The 21,090-nt window shown below is 44.7% G+C and carries 16 protein-coding genes; 6 read left to right on the forward strand and 10 right to left on the reverse strand.

Features of this window, described 5'->3' with window-relative positions:
- The coding region (locus CH376_RS19915) for a TonB-dependent receptor plug domain-containing protein (RefSeq protein ID WP_243398293.1) at positions 1-1,067 on the forward strand (1,067 nt) is incomplete at its 5' end.
- 675 nt (positions 1,068-1,742) lie between these two features.
- On the opposite strand, the gene CH376_RS19930 is transcribed toward CH376_RS19915, so the two are convergent.
- Complete coding sequence (locus CH376_RS19930; protein WP_100786491.1) at positions 1,743-2,969, reverse strand: MFS transporter; 1,227 nt, start codon at positions 2,967-2,969, stop codon at positions 1,743-1,745.
- Positions 2,944-3,621: a biliverdin-producing heme oxygenase gene (locus tag CH376_RS19935; protein WP_100786490.1), complete on the reverse strand. Its 678-nt coding sequence runs from the start codon at positions 3,619-3,621 to the stop codon at positions 2,944-2,946. The genes CH376_RS19930 and CH376_RS19935 overlap by 26 nt, the downstream gene beginning before the upstream one ends.
- Before the next feature lie 321 nt (positions 3,622-3,942).
- Here CH376_RS19935 and CH376_RS19940 point away from each other — a divergent pair, with 321 nt between their 5' ends.
- The 3 genes from CH376_RS19940 to CH376_RS19950 are packed head-to-tail and all read left to right on the forward strand — an operon-like array spanning position 3,943 to position 7,132.
- Positions 3,943-4,344, forward strand: coding sequence for a Fur family transcriptional regulator (locus CH376_RS19940; RefSeq protein WP_100786489.1), 402 nt, complete (start codon positions 3,943-3,945; stop codon positions 4,342-4,344).
- Positions 4,341-5,885: a hypothetical protein gene (locus CH376_RS19945; RefSeq protein ID WP_100786488.1), complete on the forward strand. Its 1,545-nt coding sequence runs from the start codon at positions 4,341-4,343 to the stop codon at positions 5,883-5,885. Before CH376_RS19940 ends, CH376_RS19945 begins: the two co-directional genes overlap by 4 nt.
- A 20-nt stretch (positions 5,886-5,905) precedes the next feature.
- A complete protein-coding gene (locus tag CH376_RS19950; protein ID WP_100786611.1) occupies positions 5,906-7,132 on the forward strand; it encodes an AZOBR_p60025 family cell surface glycopolymer formation protein in 1,227 nt (408 codons plus the stop codon).
- 251 nt (positions 7,133-7,383) lie between these two features.
- On the opposite strand, the gene CH376_RS19960 is transcribed toward CH376_RS19950, so the two are convergent.
- From CH376_RS19960 to CH376_RS19995, 7 genes are all read right to left on the reverse strand, one after another.
- Complete coding sequence (locus tag CH376_RS19960; RefSeq protein WP_338063563.1) at positions 7,384-8,907, reverse strand: PDZ domain-containing protein; 1,524 nt, start codon at positions 8,905-8,907, stop codon at positions 7,384-7,386.
- A gap of 64 nt (positions 8,908-8,971) precedes the next feature.
- Positions 8,972-10,402, reverse strand: coding sequence for a S1C family serine protease (locus CH376_RS19965; RefSeq protein ID WP_420843569.1), 1,431 nt, complete (start codon positions 10,400-10,402; stop codon positions 8,972-8,974).
- Between the two features lie 110 nt (positions 10,403-10,512).
- Complete coding sequence (locus CH376_RS19970; RefSeq protein WP_100786485.1) at positions 10,513-11,046, reverse strand: adenine phosphoribosyltransferase; 534 nt, start codon at positions 11,044-11,046, stop codon at positions 10,513-10,515.
- A 140-nt stretch (positions 11,047-11,186) separates the two neighbouring features.
- Positions 11,187-12,077: a protease HtpX gene (gene htpX, locus CH376_RS19975; RefSeq protein WP_100786484.1), complete on the reverse strand. Its 891-nt coding sequence runs from the start codon at positions 12,075-12,077 to the stop codon at positions 11,187-11,189.
- A gap of 450 nt (positions 12,078-12,527) precedes the next feature.
- Positions 12,528-14,138: a permease gene (locus CH376_RS19985; RefSeq protein WP_100786482.1), complete on the reverse strand. Its 1,611-nt coding sequence runs from the start codon at positions 14,136-14,138 to the stop codon at positions 12,528-12,530.
- The gene (locus tag CH376_RS19990) at positions 14,135-14,611 is read right to left on the reverse strand and encodes a ClpXP protease specificity-enhancing factor SspB (protein WP_100786481.1); all 477 of its coding nucleotides are present in this window, start codon (positions 14,609-14,611) and stop codon (positions 14,135-14,137) included. The genes CH376_RS19985 and CH376_RS19990 overlap by 4 nt, the downstream gene beginning before the upstream one ends.
- Entirely contained in the window at positions 14,604-16,502 is a 1,899-nt protein-coding gene (locus tag CH376_RS19995; RefSeq protein ID WP_100786480.1) for a polysaccharide biosynthesis protein, read from the reverse strand. Before CH376_RS19995 ends, CH376_RS19990 begins: the two co-directional genes overlap by 8 nt.
- Before the next feature lie 148 nt (positions 16,503-16,650).
- Here CH376_RS19995 and CH376_RS20000 point away from each other — a divergent pair, with 148 nt between their 5' ends.
- A complete protein-coding gene (locus CH376_RS20000) occupies positions 16,651-17,121 on the forward strand; it encodes a hypothetical protein (protein ID WP_100786479.1) in 471 nt (156 codons plus the stop codon).
- A gap of 5 nt (positions 17,122-17,126) precedes the next feature.
- Here CH376_RS20000 and CH376_RS20005 read toward each other — a convergent pair whose 3' ends face one another.
- The gene (locus tag CH376_RS20005; protein ID WP_100786478.1) at positions 17,127-19,256 is read right to left on the reverse strand and encodes a hypothetical protein; all 2,130 of its coding nucleotides are present in this window, start codon (positions 19,254-19,256) and stop codon (positions 17,127-17,129) included.
- Positions 19,257-19,874: 618 nt separating this feature from the next.
- Between CH376_RS20005 and CH376_RS20010 the strand changes: the two genes are divergently transcribed.
- The gene (locus CH376_RS20010) at positions 19,875-20,813 is read left to right on the forward strand and encodes a glutathione S-transferase family protein (RefSeq protein WP_100786477.1); all 939 of its coding nucleotides are present in this window, start codon (positions 19,875-19,877) and stop codon (positions 20,811-20,813) included.
- The last annotated feature ends 277 nt before the right edge of the window (positions 20,814-21,090 follow it).

The following is a 21,090-nucleotide window of genomic DNA, read 5'->3' on the forward strand; positions in this document are numbered from 1 at the left end:
AGGCGTATTCCAACGCCCCGGTCGCGAGAAAGTCGTGGGTCTTGTTGTTGCGATCGAAGACCGCCTTCGACTGGGAAGCGGCCGAAAGACATTTTATCACCGCGGGCGTAGAATCCTTTGCGAACGAATTGGAATCCGATCGTCTGCAAAATCGTTTCGTATATCGCACAAGAAGGGCCGCGTTCTTCCAGGATGAATGGACTATTTCACGTTCACCCAGAATCCGAATTATTCCGGGAGTTCGCTACGACGACGATTCTCAATTCGGAAATCAGACCACTCCAAAACTCGCGGCACGTTATGACATCCTTCAAAACCTAGTCTGGAGAGCAAGTTATGGAAGAGGATTTCGTCCCCCGAGTTTTCAGGAATTGTATCTTCGTTTTGAAAATCCCGCGGTAGGTTACGTGGTCGACGGAAATCCGAATCTGAAACCGGAAAAATCGATCACAGTGAATTCCGATCTAGAATACAACCCGTTTTCTTTTCTCACCTTTTCTTTGAGCTTGTATCGAAACGACGTCATCAATCTGATTCAATATAAATTCGACTCAAATCAAGGAAGAGAATTCTCCCAGTTTCAACTGCAGAATATCGCGAAGGCTTATACGCGAGGAGGGGAACTCGGAGTACAATATCGTTTTCTAAAACACTACACCCTGGAACTCGGCTACAATCAAACCGATACGAGAGACCTTACCACGGATCGGCCTCTCGAAGGAAGAGCGCTTCATCAAATCTCCGCAAACTTTATCTACAACTCTCCCGGCGGTTTTCAATTCAACCTTCGTGGAAAACATCTGGATAAAAGACCGTTTTACAGTTCGACGAGCAGTCTTTCCGCGGCCGGACAGGATTATATTCCCACGGAAGTTAAGTTGAACGAAAACCCTCCGGTCACATACGGAAAACCTTTTACGATCATCAATATAAGAATGGAACAGAAATTTTTTGAAAAACACTTCGCCTTATTTGTAGGCGTGGACAATCTTCTCAACGAATACGAACTCGCTTACAACCCGACCAGACCTAGATTTTACTACGGCGGCTTTTCGGCGCAGTTTTAAGAATCTTTCGAACTCGATAGCTTCCCGCGATTTGATAAGAACCTACTCAGATTTCAAAATATCAAGAAGAGAGGAATAGATTCCCTCCCTTACAGGATAATTTATAACTTTCGAATATTCTAACTATAAAATGTAATTTTATCTTCCCCAATTTTGATTCGAGATTTTTTTACATTTTCAAACGAATTCCGTTTGAAAATCTTCCCAAGATTGTTCCCCGATGCCGGTTTTGCGCAGACATCCTTGAACCGCCCTTTAGGACAATACAAAAGAATTGTGTCTCCCTATATCTTGAACGCAAGGGAAGACGATTACAAACGGCCTGAAACCTTGCGAACGCAATGCCCCCTTTTTCTTGTCTTTTCAAAAAAGAAGAATCGAGAACTTTCCAAGTCAAAGCTCCGTCAAGAAAAGGGATCGGAGAGTCATATTTGATTTTGATTATATTTCTTCAAAGGACAAGAACGACGGAATTCTTTGCAATCTTGTTTTGGTTGAATGTTTCCCTTAGGTATGCGTTTTTCGGTCGATCGCAAAGCATTTGTTTCAATCCGGAGTCTGATTCTCCATTTTCCCGAAAAAAAGCGCCGAAAATCGGATTCCGACTCGCAGGAATCCGGGACTTCTCCCGCGGTCGCCGCATCGAAGAACATGAATTTGTTAGTTTAGTATTTTTTAATATTCTTTTTTATTTAAGTAACGATAGAATGGAATACTCGCGACCACGAGAAGAATTTGAGCCAAACCGAAAACGATCGCCGTCAACGAAGAACTTCTAAATAGAAAAACAGAATCAGCAATTTTATCCAAACCTACGGAAGAAATCGGACCGAGAAAAAAACCGAGAGAACCGATTCCGGTCAGAGCGGACATTACAATTCCATTGTTTTCCGGATTACAAAGAGAAGAGGCCAGACGCAAGGAAGTGGCAAACATAAGTCCCGCTCCCAGTCCGCAAAAAAGGAGTGAAGCTGTGATCCACCCGATGGAATGAAATGTTCCGGAAAGCATCAGAGCAAACCCGTAGATCAAGGAACCGAGGGCGACCGGAAAATACTTTCCCGTCCTTTTAGAAAGACGAATTGCGGGATAGGATAAAAGCGCCATCGGAAGAAAGACGAGAGAAAGTAAACGTCCTGTTTCCGAAGGATTGAGTAAAAATTCTTCGCGAAGACGGAGATTGAGAGAACTCATAAAATAACCGGATGTAAATCGATCTAAGAATTGAAACGCCATCGGAAACAAAAGAAGCGGATGAGAAAGAAAAACGATTCCGGATTCTTTCCAAGAAGAATTTTTTTTCGGAGCTAAGGTTTTCGCTTCCGGAACAAAACGAAATACGACGAACGCGAGAAACAAAAGTATCGCGGAGCCTGCGTAAAAAGGAAGATAAGGATTTTCTTTTCCTAAAAATCCGAGAGAGATCCCGACCGCTCCTCCGAGAGAAAGAAGCATTCCGGAAACGCCCATCAATGCACCTCCCTTTTGACGCAAGTCCGATTCTCCGTGTTCGAAATCGGCTACGGAAGCCAAGAGCAAACCGATCACAAAAACGTGAGCTCCTCCTTCCAAAAAACGAAGACCCAAAAGAACGGGAAGACTTTCCGCGTAAGGGAGAAGACTCAAAAGAAGCGCGTCCAAAAAACAAAAAAGAACGATGATTTTTTTTCTAGTTCCTAAACGATCCGAAACAAACCCGGCGATCGGAGAAAAGAAAAAAGATCCGAGCATAGCTACGCTCAAAAACCAGGCAACCTCTCCGTTGCCTGATTGAAATCTATCCTTTACGATTTCCTTAAATACGGGTACGATCATCGTTACAGGAAGCATCGCCAAAAAGATCGCTCCCGGTAGAAAAAAGGCCGAACTTTTCTTTTTATCCTTTTGAGAGGACGGTGTCATAGGTTTCCTTACCGATGGCGGCGATGAGATCCTTCTCCAATTCGGAAAATATTTCCTGATTCAAAAGGAAGACTTGTTTCGATTCGGAAAGAATATTCCGTTTTTCTAAATCATCGACAGGAAGAGCGTCTAACGCAGCTCTGTAATTCTGTTTAAAACCGTTGATGTCGGTAATCTCAGGGAACTCGTAAAAGGAAATTCCTTCCCCTTCCGGAAGCGCAAGGGCTCGAGCCGCCACCTTTTTTAGGATCTGACCTCCGGAAAGATCTCCCAAATAACGCACGTAAGAATGGGCGACCAGTAGGTTCGGCTGAGTTGCGGAAATTTTTCCGATTCTTTCCACGTAAATCTGAGTCGCGGGCGTCGGTTTGTGCTCCTCCGGTTTCCAAGTTCCGAAGAAATACTGAAGATCTTTTAGAATCGCGTCTCGTCGATTGAGTTCCGGAAAATAAATCGATCCAAGAATCGGCCCCTTGGAATGACGTTCTAATTCTTTTTCTAAGGCTTCGTAGACAAAGTAGAAGGCTTCGAGATGTCTCGAATACGTTCCTCTTTCCAAAATTCCTTTCATAAAACAACGAATGAAGGCGGAACTTTCGGCGGATCTGTGCTCCTCGGAGGTTCCTTCTCGAAGTAATGTAGCTAAGTTCATTGCATATCTCCTGACAATACTGTGACAATTCTTTTTATTTGATAATGAGAATCAAACTTATTTTCAAAAAAGAAGCGATCTTTTGAAAACGAAAGATGTAGGAACTCACACAAATTCTCCCTTTTTCGGAAAAACCATCTTCTCGCAGGCGTTTTTAAATGAGGTTGACAGACCAGAGGAGGGAACTTGAGAATTAGGAAGACTGCCTTTTTGACCCTAAGGAACGCTTCTCGCTGGAAAGAATCCTCTGTTCTTCATTTTGATTCTTACAGCTGAAAAAGAAGTCGAAAGAGAAGGAATCAGTCGGTCGGATTTTTTTGGATGAAAGCAGAAGCAGGAAAAGCAGCCCTAAGAAACACAAAACAAAAAGGGGAAATTCTTAAAGTTCTCGAAGCCGCCAAAGGGCCCCTTTCGATCAAAGAAATTTTCGACCTTTCCCGCAAGAATCTGGACAACCTCGGAATCGCAACCGTCTACAGGGCGGTCAATCATCTGATGGAAACCGGGGCGATCAACGAGATCCATCTCCCCGGAGAATCTTCCCGTTTCGAAGCCAGCCATCTTCACCATCACCATCACTTTCATTGTAAACAATGCGATCGGGTCTTCGACATTGAAATCTGTCCGTTTCCTCTCGACAAAAGCCCCAAAGGATTTACGGTGGACACCCATGAGATCATTCTCTATGGAACCTGTTCCGACTGTAATTCCAAGGTAAAATGAATTCCGAATCACAAGTAAAGTTTAGAATTTTTTGGATCTCCCTTCTTCTTCTCTTAGGATTTATTTTTTTAGATAGAGCGATCTTTCCGATCGCACTTTTCGAATTTCCAAACGAACTCGAGTGGGATACTTCCCCTTGGTACAACTTTCTTCACAAAAGAAGGAACATCCGCTTTGAACCGAACGAAAAGGGGATTTTGATCGCCGGAAGCAGCGTGGCGTTGTATTCTTCTTATCCAGATGAGATAGCGAAAAAGATCAACGTTTCCGATCCGGAATCCGCAAACTTTCGCGCGGAATTCTATTCCCATCCCGCGATGTCTCCTACGGATTTTTATTATTACTCGGACGACATTCTTTCCAAAAATCCGGAGCTCGTGGTTTACGTTCTCAATCCAGCCGATTTACAATTAGATTATATTCAAAAAAAAGAATCTGATTCCGCGGGTTTCGACGAAGCCGCAAGAATCAAGGATTATAAAGTCCGTCATCAGAATCGTTTCATTTTCCCCGGAGAATTTCTGGCAGATCATTGGCGAAGTTACTCCAAAGGAGATCTTTTTGCGCAACTCGCAAAGACCGGGATCCTACTCAACCGATATCGAAATTTTTTATACGACCCTTGGATGGAATACATAGAACATCATACGAGAACGATGCGTTCCTATCACTATTACACCGGTTCAATTCCGAAGGAGGGGATTTTTCTTCGCGGCTGGACAAGCCCTTCTTTTACGATCGAATGCGAACTCAAGGACGGAAAACTTTCGGAAGATATCTTCACGCAAAAACCGGGGATCCGTCTTCAAATCCAAAGACAAAAAGATAAGAATTTGATTCCTCTTTTGGACCAAACCTATCCGAAATCGGGATGGAAGCCTCTTCTTCTTTCCTTCGAGGATAAGCCGACTTCGGTAACATTACAATTTTCTGTTTCACCTTCCACAAGCTCAAATGAAGTGGACGCAAGAATTTTCGGAATCCCTGCGATCTACGGGATTCGTCTTCCCCAAAATTTTTGCAGAAGAGAAATCAGAACGGGAATTTCCTACGAAAGAATCCACGGTTTGGACGATGATCGTGTGGAGAACATGTCCGACAAAGAATATCTGCAGGACTACGAAAGACGTCTCTACTACAATCCGGAAAACGAAGGCGCCTTGAATCGCCTCAAAAAAGTTCAGAAGAATAAAGAGATCCTCGGAGCTTCGGAATTTTTTACCTGGTCGGAATTTGTGTTTTTGCAAAAGGCGATCACAAAGTTCAAAACGAAAGGGAAAAAACTCCTCGTAATCAATTCTCCCGAAAATCCGATCGAAAGCAAATATTATAAAAATGGAAATTGGTATCGAGGTTATCTCCGTTTTTTCGAAACCCAAAAAGACGAAAACTTCGGTTTTTACGATCTCAAAGATTCCATGCCTGACAAAAAATTCTTTCTGGATCCGCATCATCTGACTTTTAACTCCGCTCATAAAAGTTCCGAACTTTACGCGGGAGTCGTCTTAGAATTCCTCAAATCTTCCGAACGGAAAAAGTAGTGAACTCGACAAATCGGAATTTGATTCTTTTCCGGATCCGGTCTTTTTTTGAAAATCCTAAATTCGTTCTTCCGTTATTTCTAATCGTTTATCTTCTCTCTTCGGTTCTGATTTGGAAAAAATACGAATGGAATCCAAGTTCTCAGGTCAATTTCGGAATGCAGTTCGTTGTTCAAAATCCGGAACAAACTCCGAAAGGCGCCGTCGTATTTCAAAGTCAACCCGGAGATCTCGGCGCCGGCTACGACGGACAAATCTTTTATTTCTATTCCAGAATGTTAAGCGAATTCAACCTCGACTGGCCGAAGGGTTTCGAAGCCAATATCCGCGCTCCTAGAATCGGTTATCCTCTTCTGATTTCTCCCTTCGGTTGGTTCGGTCCTTGGGGAACCGTTACCGGAATGTTTCTCGTAAATTTGATTCTGATTCTGTCTTCCTGGCTTTTACTAAGAGGTCTCTGCGGAGAAAAGAATCGGATCGATTCCAGTTTGTATTTATTTTCCCCGTTTTTTTTGGGAAGTTATGCGCTCTTGGTGAGCGATGCGACGTTGACAAGCCTTCTCGTATTCGTGTATTGGCTTTTCAAAAAAGAGAGATGGATCCTGTTTTCTTTGGCCGGCGCGTTCGCGATCCTCATAAAAGAGCAGGCTTTATTCCTACTTTTTCCCTTAGGCCTTCAGTCTTTGCTGGATAAAAAATGGAAAACTTCACTTTGGATCCTTTCCACACTTTTACTTCCGATTTTGTGGGGATTCTTTTTAAGAATTCAAATTCCTGAATGGACGCCGACTCGGTTTACGGATTTTTTTGCGCCGTTAGACGGCTTTATCGGATATTGGAAAGAAATCGACGATCCTTCCCTTTTTTCATTCTTACAAGCCCCGGACTTCGAGACCGGACTTACCTTGTTCGGAAAAAAGTTTTCTCGGATCCCTCTTTTTCTTTTGTTTCTCTCCGGACTTTTTGTACTTTCGAGCGGGGATTGGAAAAAGGCGATCGCCAATCGTCTTTCCTTTTTACTTGTTTTGTTTTCCGTCTTTAGCGCCGGTTATGTTCTCTACTGGTCTTCCTACGAAAATGTGTCGAGAATGTTCACGGTTTCCGTCGCGTTCTTAATTTTTTGGAAACTGGAAGACGATTCGATTCGCGATCGAGTCTATTGGGCGATCACGGGCAGTATTCTATTCTTATTTTTGTTTAAGCTGGCTTTTATTTCCAGAACTCTAAACTACGAAATTTGGAAATAAATTCTTAAATCACGAATTTTTTTCAATTCTACTTTGAGCTCCGGATGTAAAACGTTTTCTTAGGATGAAAAAAGTTGTTCCAACAAAGGATGTTTTGATCGAAAAAGATTTGAAAACGGACTGAAAGTCCATTTCGGAGAAAATTACGGCTGAATTTATTTTCTCGCACAGAAAAACTTTCGTTTTGAAGTTCGTTCCGTTTTGTAGGAGCTCACACAAACAAAAGATCTTCGGATGGATCGGCCATCTTTTCAATTTTCGGGCATTCTGATTTTATAACTTTTGTAGATCCGGTCGTTGATCTCTTTCAGTTTACTTCTTTCCAGAGCGATCTCGGTTCCGTCATCCAGAGAAATCAAAGCGAAATCTCCTTTCCCATCCTTGAGATTCCGTTTTAACTCGTTGACCGACTTCACGTCTTTACCGTCCAACTTCTCCACAATCTTAAAACTGAGATCGTGAAAACCATTGTTCGATTCGTCCGGAAGAACCTGAGAAAGAAGAACGATCTTCCCGACGTCCCCTTCCTTTTCGTGAAACTTCGCGTAGTCGAAAAGATAAAGAAGTTTTCGGTCGACCCTGGATCTCCAATCTTTTCCCCATTCTTCCAGCAAGGCTTCGGAAAGTTCAAGAAAAACGAAACCGCCTTCCACCGCGAAGTCGTTTGTCGCCGGAGTATTTTTGAAAGGAATTCTGACCGCGTCGTGAGGAAAGGGTTTGAGTTTCATGTTCAGGGAAATCTTTTTTTTATCTCTTAAGATAAGAATCGGGATTTCCTTTCCTAAGGAAAAGCCGAACGAATCACCCGCGTGCGCCAGAAAGGAGAGAACTTGTTTCCCGTATAACGGATGTTCGATGTAGCCCTTGGAATCGACTTTTTTTCCGCCGAATTCGAGAATGATGTCCTCGAGTTTAAGAACTCCGCTCGCGGAAGAACCAGGGATGACGTCTGCGACCAAAATTCCGGAATCGGATTCTTCCATGCCGTAGTATTTTTTCACGGTGGTGTCCGTGATCGGACGAAAGCGAAAGCCTTTATGCGCGAAAAGATCGACTCCCGGAGTATTTAAGAATTTTTGAATGATAAAAGAGGGGATGATCCTTCCCGAATTTTTTCCGGATGTAAAATCAAACAGAAGTCCCACAACTCTTCCGGATTCGATCGCGATTTCGCCGAAACCGTTCAAACCCTCGCTCGAGCTGATATCGACGACCGGAAGTTCGATTTGACCAAGAGGCATCTGGTCCATGTCCATACTCAAAAGGGTCGCCGCCGTCGATTGAATCGAACCAGAATTGTCCAATTGATAGATGTTCGCTTGTTTCGGGAAAACGACGATCGGTGAAAGCGGAAGAGGGGCCAGATCTTCGAAAAAGTTTTTCTTCTCCACTCTCAAAAGCGCCAGATTGGATTCAGGATCTTTTCGAAACACAACGGCCTTGATTTCGGAATAGGAAGAATATTTTTTGACCTCGATCAGAGTTGCATCGGGCAACAAGGTGTAAGGGATTAGAATCCGATTCCCTTCCGTTACCAAACCCACGCCTCTTCTCACACGCGGACTTTTTTTCTTCCAAGGCTGATGGTATTCCGGTTCTTGGAAAGTTACCTTAATCTGTATGATGCTTTTCTGATATTCTTCCGGATTCCCTTTGGAAAGAGGAGGAGTCATCGGAGTTGAATTTTCTTTTTTGGAAATTTCCCTGGCGGTGGAACGATTCTTCTTAACCAGGATCGAATCTTCGGTCTTCCGAAAGGAACTCTCGCCGAACATTGCGATCGCAAAGAAAAAAATTCCGCTTAAAACCGCGAACTTAAACATTCTGTTTTTCATATTCTTATTCCAAACCGTAGGTTTTACGGATTTTCTCGTCCGCTTTCTCGGCTTCCTCTCGATTGAGAATCAACGGAACTTGAACGTCCAAAAACTTCAGTCGAAGATATTTCTCCTTCGATTCGCTCAAGATTTTTTTGAGATCGTCGAGCTGGGTCACGGGAACTCCGTTCACGGATTCCAAAACCAAATTGACGAAGTAATCGGAAGAAGAATTTACCGGGTGCGATAATTTTCTGTAAAGAACCACATCCGTCTTTTTGGTCCGATTGAGTCCGTCTTCGATAAAATAAAAAAACCGGTATAAGAGCTGACTCCCCCCGGAAGTGTTTCCGCCCCGGCTCCAACTCGTAATCAGATCGCGAGACATTTCTTGGAAAAGAAGGCCGCCGATCATCGCGAAGTCGTAAGGTTTATCGTATTGATTCCGCATAAAATCGAAGTCAGGCATACGGATAGCTGGAAAAGAAACGGTTATTTCTTTTCCGTTACGATAGAGTTTGAAAGTGATCTTGTCTCCGGCGTGTTTGTTGTCCACGATCTCCACGAAGTCGACTCGCGCGTCCCGATCCTGCATCACGGTTCCGTTTTTACCGATCGGATTTCCGTCGATCTCGACAAGGAAGTCTCCTTCTTTCAAATATTTCTCGGCGGATCCGTTTTTCAAAACCTTGGAAACAAAAACTCCTTCCAAAGAATCCGGAATTCCTTTTGCCTTTCGTAAAGAAACGTTAAACGAATTGAGAGTCCGGACGCCGAGCTCCACATAACCGTCGTATTTTCCGTCTTCTATGTCGGTGAGGAAATGGCGTATAACGTTGGTTGGGATGAGATATCCTATATTCTCACCCTTGGTCGCGACTTGAAACGCGATTCCTACGACCTTGTCGTCTTGAATTGCAGGCCCTCCCGAATTTCCGGGATTGATCGCAGCGTCCACCTGTAACACCAGATGGCTGTCCACGGCGGAATGGGAATAAACCGATTGATCCTTTCTGGAAACGATTCCCCTAGTTACGGAAACCTTGTTTCCGCCGATCGGATAACCGACCACGATCAATGGAGAATTGAGTTCGGGAATTTCTCCGAGCTGGAGATCCCTCGAATCCTTGTAGAATTCGGGACTTTCCGCTTCGAGAACCGCCAAATCGCAGTCATGCGCGATATGAAGAATTTTCACTCCATACCACTCGGTTTGATTGTATCTCTGCACTTGAACGAACTTAGCGTTCGAGATTACGTGCGCGTTCGTGATGATTCTTTTATTCCCGATCAAAAAACCGGTTCCTGAACTCGCACGGACCGGATCTGTGGTCCAAGGTGAAAACGGATTTACCGATTGGGAATAGACTCGAATTTGAACCACTCCTTTGCGGAGTTCGTCAAAAGGAAGAGGACCCTCGACCGCGTTTGTTTTCGTCTGAAAAAACAAAATCGCCGAAACAAAAAGAAGCTGGCGACTTCTCTTGACCCCAATTCTTAAAAAACCGGATAGATTAGCCGTCAATGGGCCCTCCAAAAAGAATATTCAAATTTTAGAATTTTCTAATGTCCTTCGAACTCGCAAATGGCAAACACGGGAACTTGCAATTCTTCTTTGAGTTTTTTGCCGCCGCCCAAATCGGGAAGATCGATGATTACACCGGCTTCGTAGACTTCGGCTCCGAGTTTCCGAAGCAGCTTCACCGCAGCCACCATCGTTCCTCCGGTTGCGATCAAATCGTCCATCACGAGAATTTTGTCCCCGGGTTGAATCGCATCCCTATGAATTTCAATGATATCTTTTCCGTATTCCAGATCGTATTCTTCGGATACGGTTTCGGAGGGGAGTTTTCCTTTTTTACGAATGGGGATAAAACCGACTCCGAGTTGGAACGCAACGGGGGCTCCGGTGAGAAAACCTCTTGCTTCGATACCGGCGACTTTTGTGATTCCCTTACCTTGGTATCTGTTGACAAAGGTTCCGATCGTTAAGGCGAGTCCTTCCGGATCAAGAAGAAGAGAAGTAATATCGCGAAACAAGATTCCAGGTTTTGGATAGTCAGGTATGGTTCTGATTTTGGATTTAACAATAGACATCTAGGTTTTACGTCCCAGGATTTTTAATTTACGGGTTCTATTCAAAAAATCGGAGACATTTCAAACAATTCTTTTTTCTTCCCAAGAAAGAAAAGCCCGGCAAAACCGGGCTTAATTTTGAACTTTAAAAAATGCCGGAATCAATATCCGGAATTTTTCAGAGCTGCGATTCTCGCTTCCAAAGGCGGGTGAGTGGAAAAGAGGGCAAACCACTTGCTGTGTCCCGAAATTTTCATCGTCGCAAGAGCTTCTCCTCCTCTTGGATCTTCTGGAGCTTCGAAAGTACGTTTCAATTTTTCAAGAGCGGCCACCATATTCTGACGTCCTGCAATTTTCGCTCCGCCCGCGTCCGCCCGGTATTCTCTTGTTCTCGAAAAATACGCGACCACGATCGATCCGAGAATGCTGAACAGAATGCTCAACACTATGTTCGCGACCAGACGTACCGTGTATTGCGCGTCTTCGTCCTTTACGAGAGTGCTCAACGCGTAACTTACGACCCTTGAGAAGAATATTACAAAAGCGTTAACTACTCCCTGCACAAGAGTCATGGTTACCATGTCTCCGTTAGCAACGTGAGCGAGTTCGTGAGCGAGAACTCCTTCCACTTCGGAACTGTCCATCACTTGCAGAAGGCCGCTCGAAACCGCCACCAAAGAACTGGATCTCGAAGGCCCGGTCGCAAACGCGTTGACTTCGGGAGAATGATAAATCCCGACTTCCGGCATCGGAATGTTCGCGGCTCTCGCGAGTCTTTCCACTTTGGAATACAATTCTCTTTCCACTCCGGTTGCGGACTGACGGTTGATCACTTGAACTCCCATCATGGTCTTCGCCATAAACTTCGAGAGGAGGAGGGAAATAAACGATCCGCCCATACCCCAGAGAAGGGCAAACACCATCAAGGATCCGTAATTAAGTCCGTTTGCGTTGAGATACGGTCCAATCCCGAGCACGCTTGTTACGATCGAAATCGTAACCACAACCAAGATATTGGTCAGCAAAAACAACCCAATTCGTTTAAACCACATTTTGGTTTCTCCTATTCATCTTCTTTCTATATACTAACAAGTAAGTCTAAGAGCGATTTCTATTTTTACACGGGATGCAGGTTCAGTCGATCGGGCTTTCGTCCGATTCTTACGTTCCAAACTCGATTCGGAATTCTTTGCATCTCATTTACTCATAAACGGAAATGCGCAGAGGGCATTCCGCGATCTCGCTATTTAGACCGTTTCAAAAGGACTTTCGATCCATTTGGAGAATATTCCGGAAGCAGGATTTTTTCTTTTTATCAAAAAAATCCGAAACGACTTCTTCCGAAAAAGAGTTCCGATTCGTTTCTGCGAATCGGAAAATTCTTCTTACCCGCAATTCCAAGAGTTAACTATCGTTAGACGCAATTCCCGCAAAATTCTTCTTAGCGTCCGATTTTCCTGCGATGCGATTTTGAAACGCAAGCAAGACCAGGAGAATCTTTTTTATACCTTTCTCGGTTCCTTCCTAAAGAAAGAAGCGAGAAGAAATAAGAACCCGAGCAATACATACGCGGTCACGAAAGAATTAAACCCGGGCTCGAACTGACTGAGAATGTCGTTTCCTCTCAGAGAGAATCCGTGAATAAAACCGGTAGCCGCAAGAACCGACCCGATCAAACAAGTGATCAGCGCCTTCTTAAAGTCTCGATCGATCACAAATACCGCGATGGAAGCCCAGATCATTGAAGAGATTAGAAATCCTTGAGAAAGACTCAGAAGTCCGCCGAGAGGATAGGGAAGAAAGGGAAGCCCCAGAGGAACATCGGACATCCAAAGATGCGCGCTTTCTTTTACGCCCGCATTTTCTAAAATTGCGCCGATCGATCGGTCCGCATAGTTGAAGGTGGATTGAACCAATAGAACTCCCCAACCGGCGAGGGCGGGAAGAATTCCGATCACGACCGCAGGCGCGTGTCTGCTCGGAGTCGCTTCGAACGCCTGCGAGCCGATCACGATTCCGATCCAGAGAACGATCGCCATTCCCGCTTCCACGGGAATCAACGCCTGGATAAACGCGAGAAGCCCGAAAAGAGCGACTAACGTCATAAAAATTCCATTGAGTGTGGAATAACCCGCTCTTGCACCGAGAGCTTTCCAGCCGGGATGCCCGATATAGATCGTAGTGGGAAACGGAGATCCGAAAAAGGAACCCACTACCGTTCCGACTCCGTTCGCCAAAAGAGAATCTCTTGTGTTAAAAGAATCTCCGGACGCTTCCGCGGATTCTATGTTTTGCAATGAACCTATCACGTTAAAGATTCCCATAGGAATGATCACGGCGAGATACTCCCGAATGTCCGCGAGTTGAAACGCTGAAAATAAATCTGCGATCGATAACACAGGCAAGTAGAATCCGATCTGACTCGTGGACGCTTTCAGAAGCGCTCCGTCCATCATCGGATTCCCCCAGACTCCTTGTGACCAGGCAAGAATGGTTCCTAACACCACGGAAACAAGTCCGCCGGGAAGACGAAACGGAAATACGACTCTTGCGAAATATTGAAGAAGAATGATTCCGAAAGGCAGAAACGCGATCAGGGGATTCTGAAACGTTCGAACCAAAAAGTCCATCGAAATAAACGTGATCGCGATTCCCGCGAGAGAGGAAAGAAGAGCGGCTCTCGGAGTCACCTTCCGAATCTTCTCCGCAACGAACGAACCGAACATTTCGATCAGACCGGAAAGAAGACTCGCTACAAGTCCCACCTGCCAAGCGATTTTGTAATCGCCGGTTTTCTTATATACGGGAAGTATAATAAAGAAAACGAACGCAAACAGGGAAACAGTGTTGATTCCGTAAGGAAGGGCGGTTACGTCGTTTCTATTTTCCTTCTGGGCGAGACGGTGCGCCTGCCAAGAATAGAAAAGATTTCCGAGCAAAAGAGAAATTGCCGTTCCAGGAAGAATGACCTTGTAGACGAAGTCACCCGGCACACCACAGAGCGTGGTCAGCAAAAAAGAAAGAACAAGAATCTGAATCAGATTGTCGATCATCAGACCGAAAAATCCGTCCAAGTCCCCAAGTACAAACCATTTGAATTTATTCTGGCTCATTGTTTCGATTTACTCCCAAAGTCCACTTGAATTACGTTGGACTTGTCGTCCTTCGTATCACCCTCTTTTTTCTCTGTTAAAACCGTCTTCTCGCCCCGGGAAGTTTGTTTGACATCTTCGAATTCCGCGGTGAAAACTTTCATATTCGTAATCGTCGTCTGTGTTTTATCAAAATAACGGAGGACACAATCCCAAGGAATGAATACTTCCTCCCAAACGTATCCGAATTGAAGTTCAGCATAGATCCATTCTTCCTGAAGATCGAGGTTTCGAACGCCCCCTTTGGGACTAAAGACGAGGACAATCCCGGATTCTTTTTCGTCTCCGACTAATCCCCGTTTGCCGATGACGAGTTTAGGATGGGGAAGGGCGTGCAAAAAGAAAGTGCCGAATCCGTCCCAGTAGAGATCGAACAATTGACGTTTGAACTTTCTGAGATTCAGAATTTCTTCTATTAGATTTCCCTTATCCATTCTTAAGATTGCGGTCCGAGTTATCCACGTTCGCTTCGTGCAAGTAGTCGCCGTGAATTTTGTATTCCGGAACTAGGGCCTTAAAGGCGAGAAAAATTTCCTTGTCCTTATTGGCTCTTCCCGCGTTGAGAAGTTCGTTGAATCTGGCGACAAAGGTGGTCGGCTCTTGATTTTCCAGAGGGGAAGCGATTTTGATTTTCGGATGATGCGTCTTTTTGATTCCTTCCAGATCGAGAAGAAGTTCCTCGAAAAGTTTTTCTCCGGGTCTGAGTCCGGTGAATTGGATCGGAATGTCGACGTGCGGTCTGAGTCCGCAGAGACGAATCATCTCTTCCGCAAGGTTGAGAATTTTCACGGGTTCGCCCATTTCTAAGATAAAAATTTCTCCGCATTCTCCCATACTTCCCGCTTGGAGTACGAGTTGAGTAGCTTCCGGAATCGTCATGAAATAACGGATGACGTCGGGATGCGTAACGGTCACCGGTCCTCCGTTTGCGATCTGTTCTCTGAAACGGGGAATCACCGAACCGTTGGAACCGAGGACGTTTCCGAATCGAACCGTGATGAACTTGGTTCTTGTCTCGCGTGAGATATGTTGAAGATACAATTCCGCAGCGCGTTTGGAAGCTCCCATAATGTTCACCGGATTGACCGCTTTGTCCGTCGAAATCAAAACAAAACGTTCCACGCCGGAGAGACGGGAAATGTCGGCGATGTTTTTTGTTCCCAAAATATTGTTCATGACGGCTTCGGTCGGATTGACTTCCATCATAGGAACGTGTTTGTAAGCGGCCGAGTGAAAGACGACTTGGGGAGAATGTCTTTCAAAGATGGAACTCACTCTGGAAAGATTTTTGATGTCCGCCACGATCGGAACGAGTTCGATGTTCTGACCTTGTAATTTTTTCTTGAGTTCGTATTCGATTTCGTATAACGGAGTTTCTGCGGAATCCAAAAGAAGAATTCGGGAAGGTTCGAACACCGCGACTTGTCTGCAAAGTTCGCTTCCGATCGAGCCGCCGGCTCCTGTGACAAGAATGGATTTTCCTTTTAAATAAGAACGGATGGACTCTATTTCGAGATCCACGACCGGACGGCCCAAAAGGTCTTCGACTTGAACTTCCCGAAGTTGATTCAATTTGGGAGAATCAAAAAACAAGGAACCCAGAGAAGGAAGAATTTTGAACTTCACGTCCGAGTTTTCAAAAGAACGAATCAAACGGCTGATCAACTTTCCGTCCGGGTTGGAAATTGCGATGATGACCTGTTTGACCCCGAACTGACTGATCATCTCCTCGGCTTGATCGATCTTTGCGAGAATCGGAACACCTTGGATATGAGCTCCGATCTTTTGGGCGTTATCGTCCAAAAATCCGATCGGGTTGAGTTTGAGTTCGTTGTGTCTTCGTATTTCGGAAAGAAGAGTGGCGCCGACTTTTCCGGCCCCGAGGATCAATGTGGGAAGTCCTTCTTCCTTGGATTTTTTAAGAATGTACTGATCTCGGAAGACTCTCCAGGAAAAACTGCGGATACACAAAAAGCAGAGGAGGAGCAACGTATCCAAAACCGGAACCATTCTTGAAAGCTGCTCGAAACGATTGTAAAAAAGAAGTGCGGTAGTCGAAATCAAGGAAGAGAGTAGAGTCACCTTGATGATCTCAACCAAATCGTGAATCGAAGCGTAAGCCCAAATCGATCTGTAAATATCCGAAAGAATAAAAACTCCCGCGCGTACAAAAATCACGATTATGAGAGAGGTTAAAAATCTTTCGGGAGGAACCAAAAAGACAAAGGATTCGAAGCGGATCCAATGCGCCAAAAAGAAAGAAATTCCCATGAACAAAAGATCCAAAGGGAAAATCCACATTCTCCGATTCCATTGACCGAGCATGTAGGAAATAAAATCCGCTTCTTCCTAAAAGTCCAATCTTTTTGAAATGGCGAACGCCGATTTTTGACCGATCCTAAAAATGTGTTGCAGAAATTCTTTTCTTGCCCCACTCCATTAGAAGAATAAATCGGTTTTAGATCGGTACACTTTGAAAGAAATCATCATCAACCTCCAAGGGGATTTGGATTTTAAACTGGGAGAATCTCTATTCTCCAAATTGGAAGAACTTTCCGAAGCCCCGAGAAGAATCCTCTTGGACGCTGCCGGTTTGAACTCCGCGACTCTCGAAGGAGCGTCCATTTTAAACCGACTTCCGGAACGATTTCCGGATTCCAAATTTGCAATCTGCACGGTGCAAGAGGGAATCGACCTTTCTTCGGAAGGGAACGTCTCCATTCCGGTTTTTCAAGACAGGGAATCCGCCAAGTCGCATTTAATCTCCGAAGACGATCCGAAAGACCAAGGTTTTCAGGAAGAATCCACGGTATTAGTCAACTGTCCGAGTTGCTTTCATCTTTTGAAAATCCAGAACTCCGGTAATTACGCCTGTCCCGCATGCCAATCCAAATTTTTCGTAACTAAAGATTTCAGAACCTCGCCGTTCGAAAGATTATTATAATATTCTTACATTTCTTCGAACAATTGAATCGTTTCCTGGACTTCCACGGGAACGTTTCCTGCTTGGAAGTAAGGGTTGTATCTTTTTTTGATCCCGGACACGAGTCTTCGTTTTCTGGCTTCGAAGGAATCCATCGATTCCTTAAGAATCGGATCTTTCCTAAGACCGGTTCTGATCTCGGGAGCAAACGGCACATAACGGTTCAAAATGTCTCTGCAAACACGGTTGAGCCTGAGCTTACCGGAAGATTCAAAGAGAATCCAATAAGAATAATCGGAACCGAAGATGTCCTTTAGATTCTTTTTGTATTTCATCAATTGCTGGTCGATTCCCTTCTTCGCGTCCGGTGTGAGCGCCGGCGACTTACGATAATTCTCCAGATAAAGATAATATTCGGAAGTCAACGAAGGAGGAGAGGAATCCTTCCACTTTCTTCCGCGGACGGTCCTTTCTATTTCCCAGCGGAATTCTCCCAAGGTTCTCGTGATCGCCAAGGTCATATTCTCGTTGAGAATCTGGGGAAACACAAGTCTTCCTCTCGAACTCAAACCGGAAGTCACTTCCTGCCAAAGAACTCCTCTGTTTCCGAATACGGGCAGAATGATACAATCCGGAAAAATCTCCTTCATCGCAAGTTCCGGTTTTCCCGGAGTCTGCTCCGGTTCGAACGTGATCTGTCTGTGAAAAAGATGTTTGTCTATCTTGTGAACGTGATCGACGACCGCTCTTAGTTTTTCAGGAGTCATCAAAAACGCATCCGTTTCTCCGTACATCTGATCTTCGGAAAGAATCGGATACGCGAGGTTCGGGTTGGAGGAAACTCCGATAAGACCGTTGTATAAAAGATTGCTCAACTCCCAATCGAGAAGATGTAGGAGGTCCTCGATCCCGCTTTGGTTTGCGGAGTCGTCTTTGCCGGTCTTACGAACGAGAGACGCTTTGACTTGTTCGTAAGATTGAGCGAGATGATTTCGGGAAGGAGTTTTTTTTCCGGAAAGAATCAAACCCAACCATTCCGGTAAAAGATAGATCGCAATATTGTGGTTAGACGGATACGGTTCTTCCGAACGACTTCTCAACTTTTCCAACGTCGAGTAGAGCTGAACGATTCTCGAGGGTGAAAGCAGATTCTCATCCAAAAAGAAAAAATGAAGAAACAAGATCACCGGCTTTGGAATCGGAGAAATGTCCGAACGATACTTCGCATAACAGGAAGCGTAGAGTTGTAAAAACGTCTGAATGTCTTCCGGCTTATGATCTTTTCGGACAAGGCCCGGATGTTCCTTGAAAGCGTTCACTCTTTTTTGAATGTCGGCGGTCGCAGAAGCGCTCATTCCTGAATATCTTAGAATCTGGTGAAGACTATCTCTGAATTCGTCGGGAAGAGGTTGGTCGTCTTGACCGGCGGCACCCGCCATGTGAACCCCGCCCCAGGCTCTCGTCTTTTCGGCGTCTTTTTCGGGCGGCGTAAGAATTTGAATTCCGATATCGTTTCCTTTAAAATTGAGAATCGTCGCGTCAAAGCGCATCCAATCCTTGTCTTCTCCCGAAAAGAGAACGTGAATTTTTTCCCCGATTCCGATCGGAAACGAATGATAGAGTTTTTTTGTAAAGACCTTGGCGTGAAACGACTTCTGCACCGACTCGGGAACGATCGGAGCGGAGAATAAAAAACCGGGGAACGCTTCTTCACCATCCGTTAAGAATACGACCGGAATGATTTTTTTTGGATGAGGGCCCAAATCGTGAACGAGGTGCTGCAGCCTCTTAAAAATCAGAACGTCTCTCCAAGCAGGAAGTTCTCCCAGATGTGCGAGATAGATCGCAAGTTCCGGAAGGAAAACTTCCTGAAACCAGGAAGGAGATTCCACCATTCTTCTTAGATCGGAAACGTTCGCTTGATCCAAAAACGTATGGATGTGTATAACGTCTCTTCCGTTGAGGTAGGTAAGCGGAAGTTTTTTGAGAATTCTCGCGCGATACATCGACCGAAGCTCGTTGGAGCGGCGAAACCTTTTTTCGAGCCAATATCCCGCAAGTACCAGAAGCACGACAAAGATGGTTCCGTTGACGACCGGAATCCAGGAGAATTCAGGCCAGACTAAAACGGGACGAGTTTGTGCTAGAAGAAACATGCGGAATGTATAAACTTCTTACGGTCGGGGTCAAGCAGGATTCTTAAGAAGGACGGCCTCTTAGAATCCCGAACAAATGAATTCCAAATCAGAAAACTTCTCTCACGGAATTTCGATTCCGTAAAATTTATCTTTTCAAAACACAATTTTCACCGATAAACTTCCGGTCTTTTCTAAGACCAACTTGTATCATAGAATACAAATCGAATCGCTTCAACTCTAAAAAAATTTCTTCGCTTTTAAGAATTCGAATAAAAGGATTCTTTTCAAACAATAGATCGGATCGTTCCTAAATTCTATGTCCATTGCAGACCGCAACAATCCTTTGCGAACCAATCAGATCAAGGCGAAAAACGGGCTCTGTTCAGATCGCGGAACCAAATAACAAAGGCTCCGTCGCCGGCGCGTAAGATTCGGATGCAATTTCCATAAAACGTTTCGAACAAGTCCCGCCGATCGAGATCGTTCCTAAAAGATAAAATAGGCGCTCTCATTCGATCAGGAAGTTCTTACAAAAAGAGAAAAATAAAAATTCTTCGTCCGCCTTTTCAACGTTAAATTCTCTTTGAATGAGAATTTGATTTGTCTGAATCAAAGCTCGGTTTCATTCTCAGAAGAATGACAACAAAAAAAGAAATCATTCTTCACCATTATCCTGCGTCCCCTTATTCGGAAAGGGTGCGGCTTTTTTTAGGGTATAAGAAGGCGACTTGGACGTCCGTAGTAACTCCGGTGACCTTGCCCAAGCCGGATCAGACGATTTTGACCGGTGGATACAGAAGAGCGCCCGTATTGCAAATCGGATCCGATATCTATTGCGATTCAAGATTGATCATCGAAGAACTCAATCGGATTCTTCCCGAACCTCCGATCTCGATCGAAAATGCGGATGCGGCTTCCGCCAATCTTTTCGCGGAATTGGTGGACACGGACATATTCTTAAAAGTCGCTAAGTTTGTGATGGGCTCGTATGCGCAGAAACTTCCTCAGGAACTCGTAGACGACCGTGCGGCGATGCAGCCTCAGGAAAAATTGACGAGGGAGAATATGGAAAAATTGGTTCCGTATCTTCATCTGAGTCTTTCCAAAATTCTTCCCGAATTCGCGATGTCCTTGGCCAAGAAACAGTTTTTTGGAGGAGAAATTCCGGCTCGGGGCGACTTCGCGATCTATCAGATTTTCTGGTTCTTAAATACGATTCGCAAATTCAAGCCGCTCGTTCCGGGACATGAAAATTTGCACGAATGGTTTGCAAGAATGAAAACCTTCGGCGCCGGAGAATCCACTTTGCTGAGCGCGGAGGACGCCCTAAAAACCGCGGCCGCGAGTTCTCCGATTCCGATTCATTCCACAAATGTATTGCCTGAACCTTACGACCTCAAGGCCGGACAAGAAGTCATCGTTCATCCTGAGAATTACGATCACGAAAGAATTTTCGGCAAATTGATCCATCTGGATGACGAGAGAATCGTCCTCGCAAACGAGTCTCCCAAAACGGGACTGGTTCACGTTCATTTTCCGAGATTGCGTTATCTCGTTTTACCGAAGACGTTTTGAGATTTGAGAAGAATTCAAGAAAGAGTCTTCCACTTATAGGAAGTTCGATTTTTAACGATCAAGTCCATCCAAGTGAAATCTTGTTGAACTTGATCGTTAAAAAGTGTAAAATACGGAGTCGAGGGGAGAAAGATCGACAAAGTAGACATAACAGGTTACTTCCGATAATGTAGATTATGTCGCATTTGTATGGAACGCAGGGTGTATGTTCTGGCACATCGGTAACACTATAGACCGGAGACATGGGTTACACTTTATTCGTTGTAGTTGTACACAG

This window comes from Leptospira adleri (genome assembly GCF_002811985.1).
GTDB classification, from domain to species: domain Bacteria; phylum Spirochaetota; class Leptospiria; order Leptospirales; family Leptospiraceae; genus Leptospira; species Leptospira adleri.

Excerpts from the sequence above, each read along its gene's own strand:
- CH376_RS19930 (WP_100786491.1), bottom strand. The coding sequence starts at position 2,969 with ATGACACCGTCCTCTCAAAAGGATAAAAAGAAAAGTTCGGCCTTTTTT.
- CH376_RS19935 (WP_100786490.1), bottom strand. The coding sequence starts at position 3,621 with ATGAACTTAGCTACATTACTTCGAGAAGGAACCTCCGAGGAGCACAGA.
- CH376_RS19940 (WP_100786489.1), top strand. The coding sequence starts at position 3,943 with ATGAAAGCAGAAGCAGGAAAAGCAGCCCTAAGAAACACAAAACAAAAA.
- CH376_RS19945 (WP_100786488.1), top strand. The coding sequence starts at position 4,341 with ATGAATTCCGAATCACAAGTAAAGTTTAGAATTTTTTGGATCTCCCTT.
- CH376_RS19960 (WP_338063563.1), bottom strand. The coding sequence starts at position 8,907 with ATGTTCGGCGAGAGTTCCTTTCGGAAGACCGAAGATTCGATCCTGGTT.
- CH376_RS19970 (WP_100786485.1), bottom strand. The coding sequence starts at position 11,046 with ATGTCTATTGTTAAATCCAAAATCAGAACCATACCTGACTATCCAAAA.
- htpX (WP_100786484.1), bottom strand. The coding sequence starts at position 12,077 with ATGTGGTTTAAACGAATTGGGTTGTTTTTGCTGACCAATATCTTGGTT.
- CH376_RS19985 (WP_100786482.1), bottom strand. The coding sequence starts at position 14,138 with ATGAGCCAGAATAAATTCAAATGGTTTGTACTTGGGGACTTGGACGGA.
- CH376_RS19990 (WP_100786481.1), bottom strand. The coding sequence starts at position 14,611 with ATGGATAAGGGAAATCTAATAGAAGAAATTCTGAATCTCAGAAAGTTC.
- CH376_RS19995 (WP_100786480.1), bottom strand. The coding sequence starts at position 16,502 with ATGCTCGGTCAATGGAATCGGAGAATGTGGATTTTCCCTTTGGATCTT.
- CH376_RS20005 (WP_100786478.1), bottom strand. The coding sequence starts at position 19,256 with ATGTTTCTTCTAGCACAAACTCGTCCCGTTTTAGTCTGGCCTGAATTC.
- CH376_RS20010 (WP_100786477.1), top strand. The coding sequence starts at position 19,875 with ATGACAACAAAAAAAGAAATCATTCTTCACCATTATCCTGCGTCCCCT.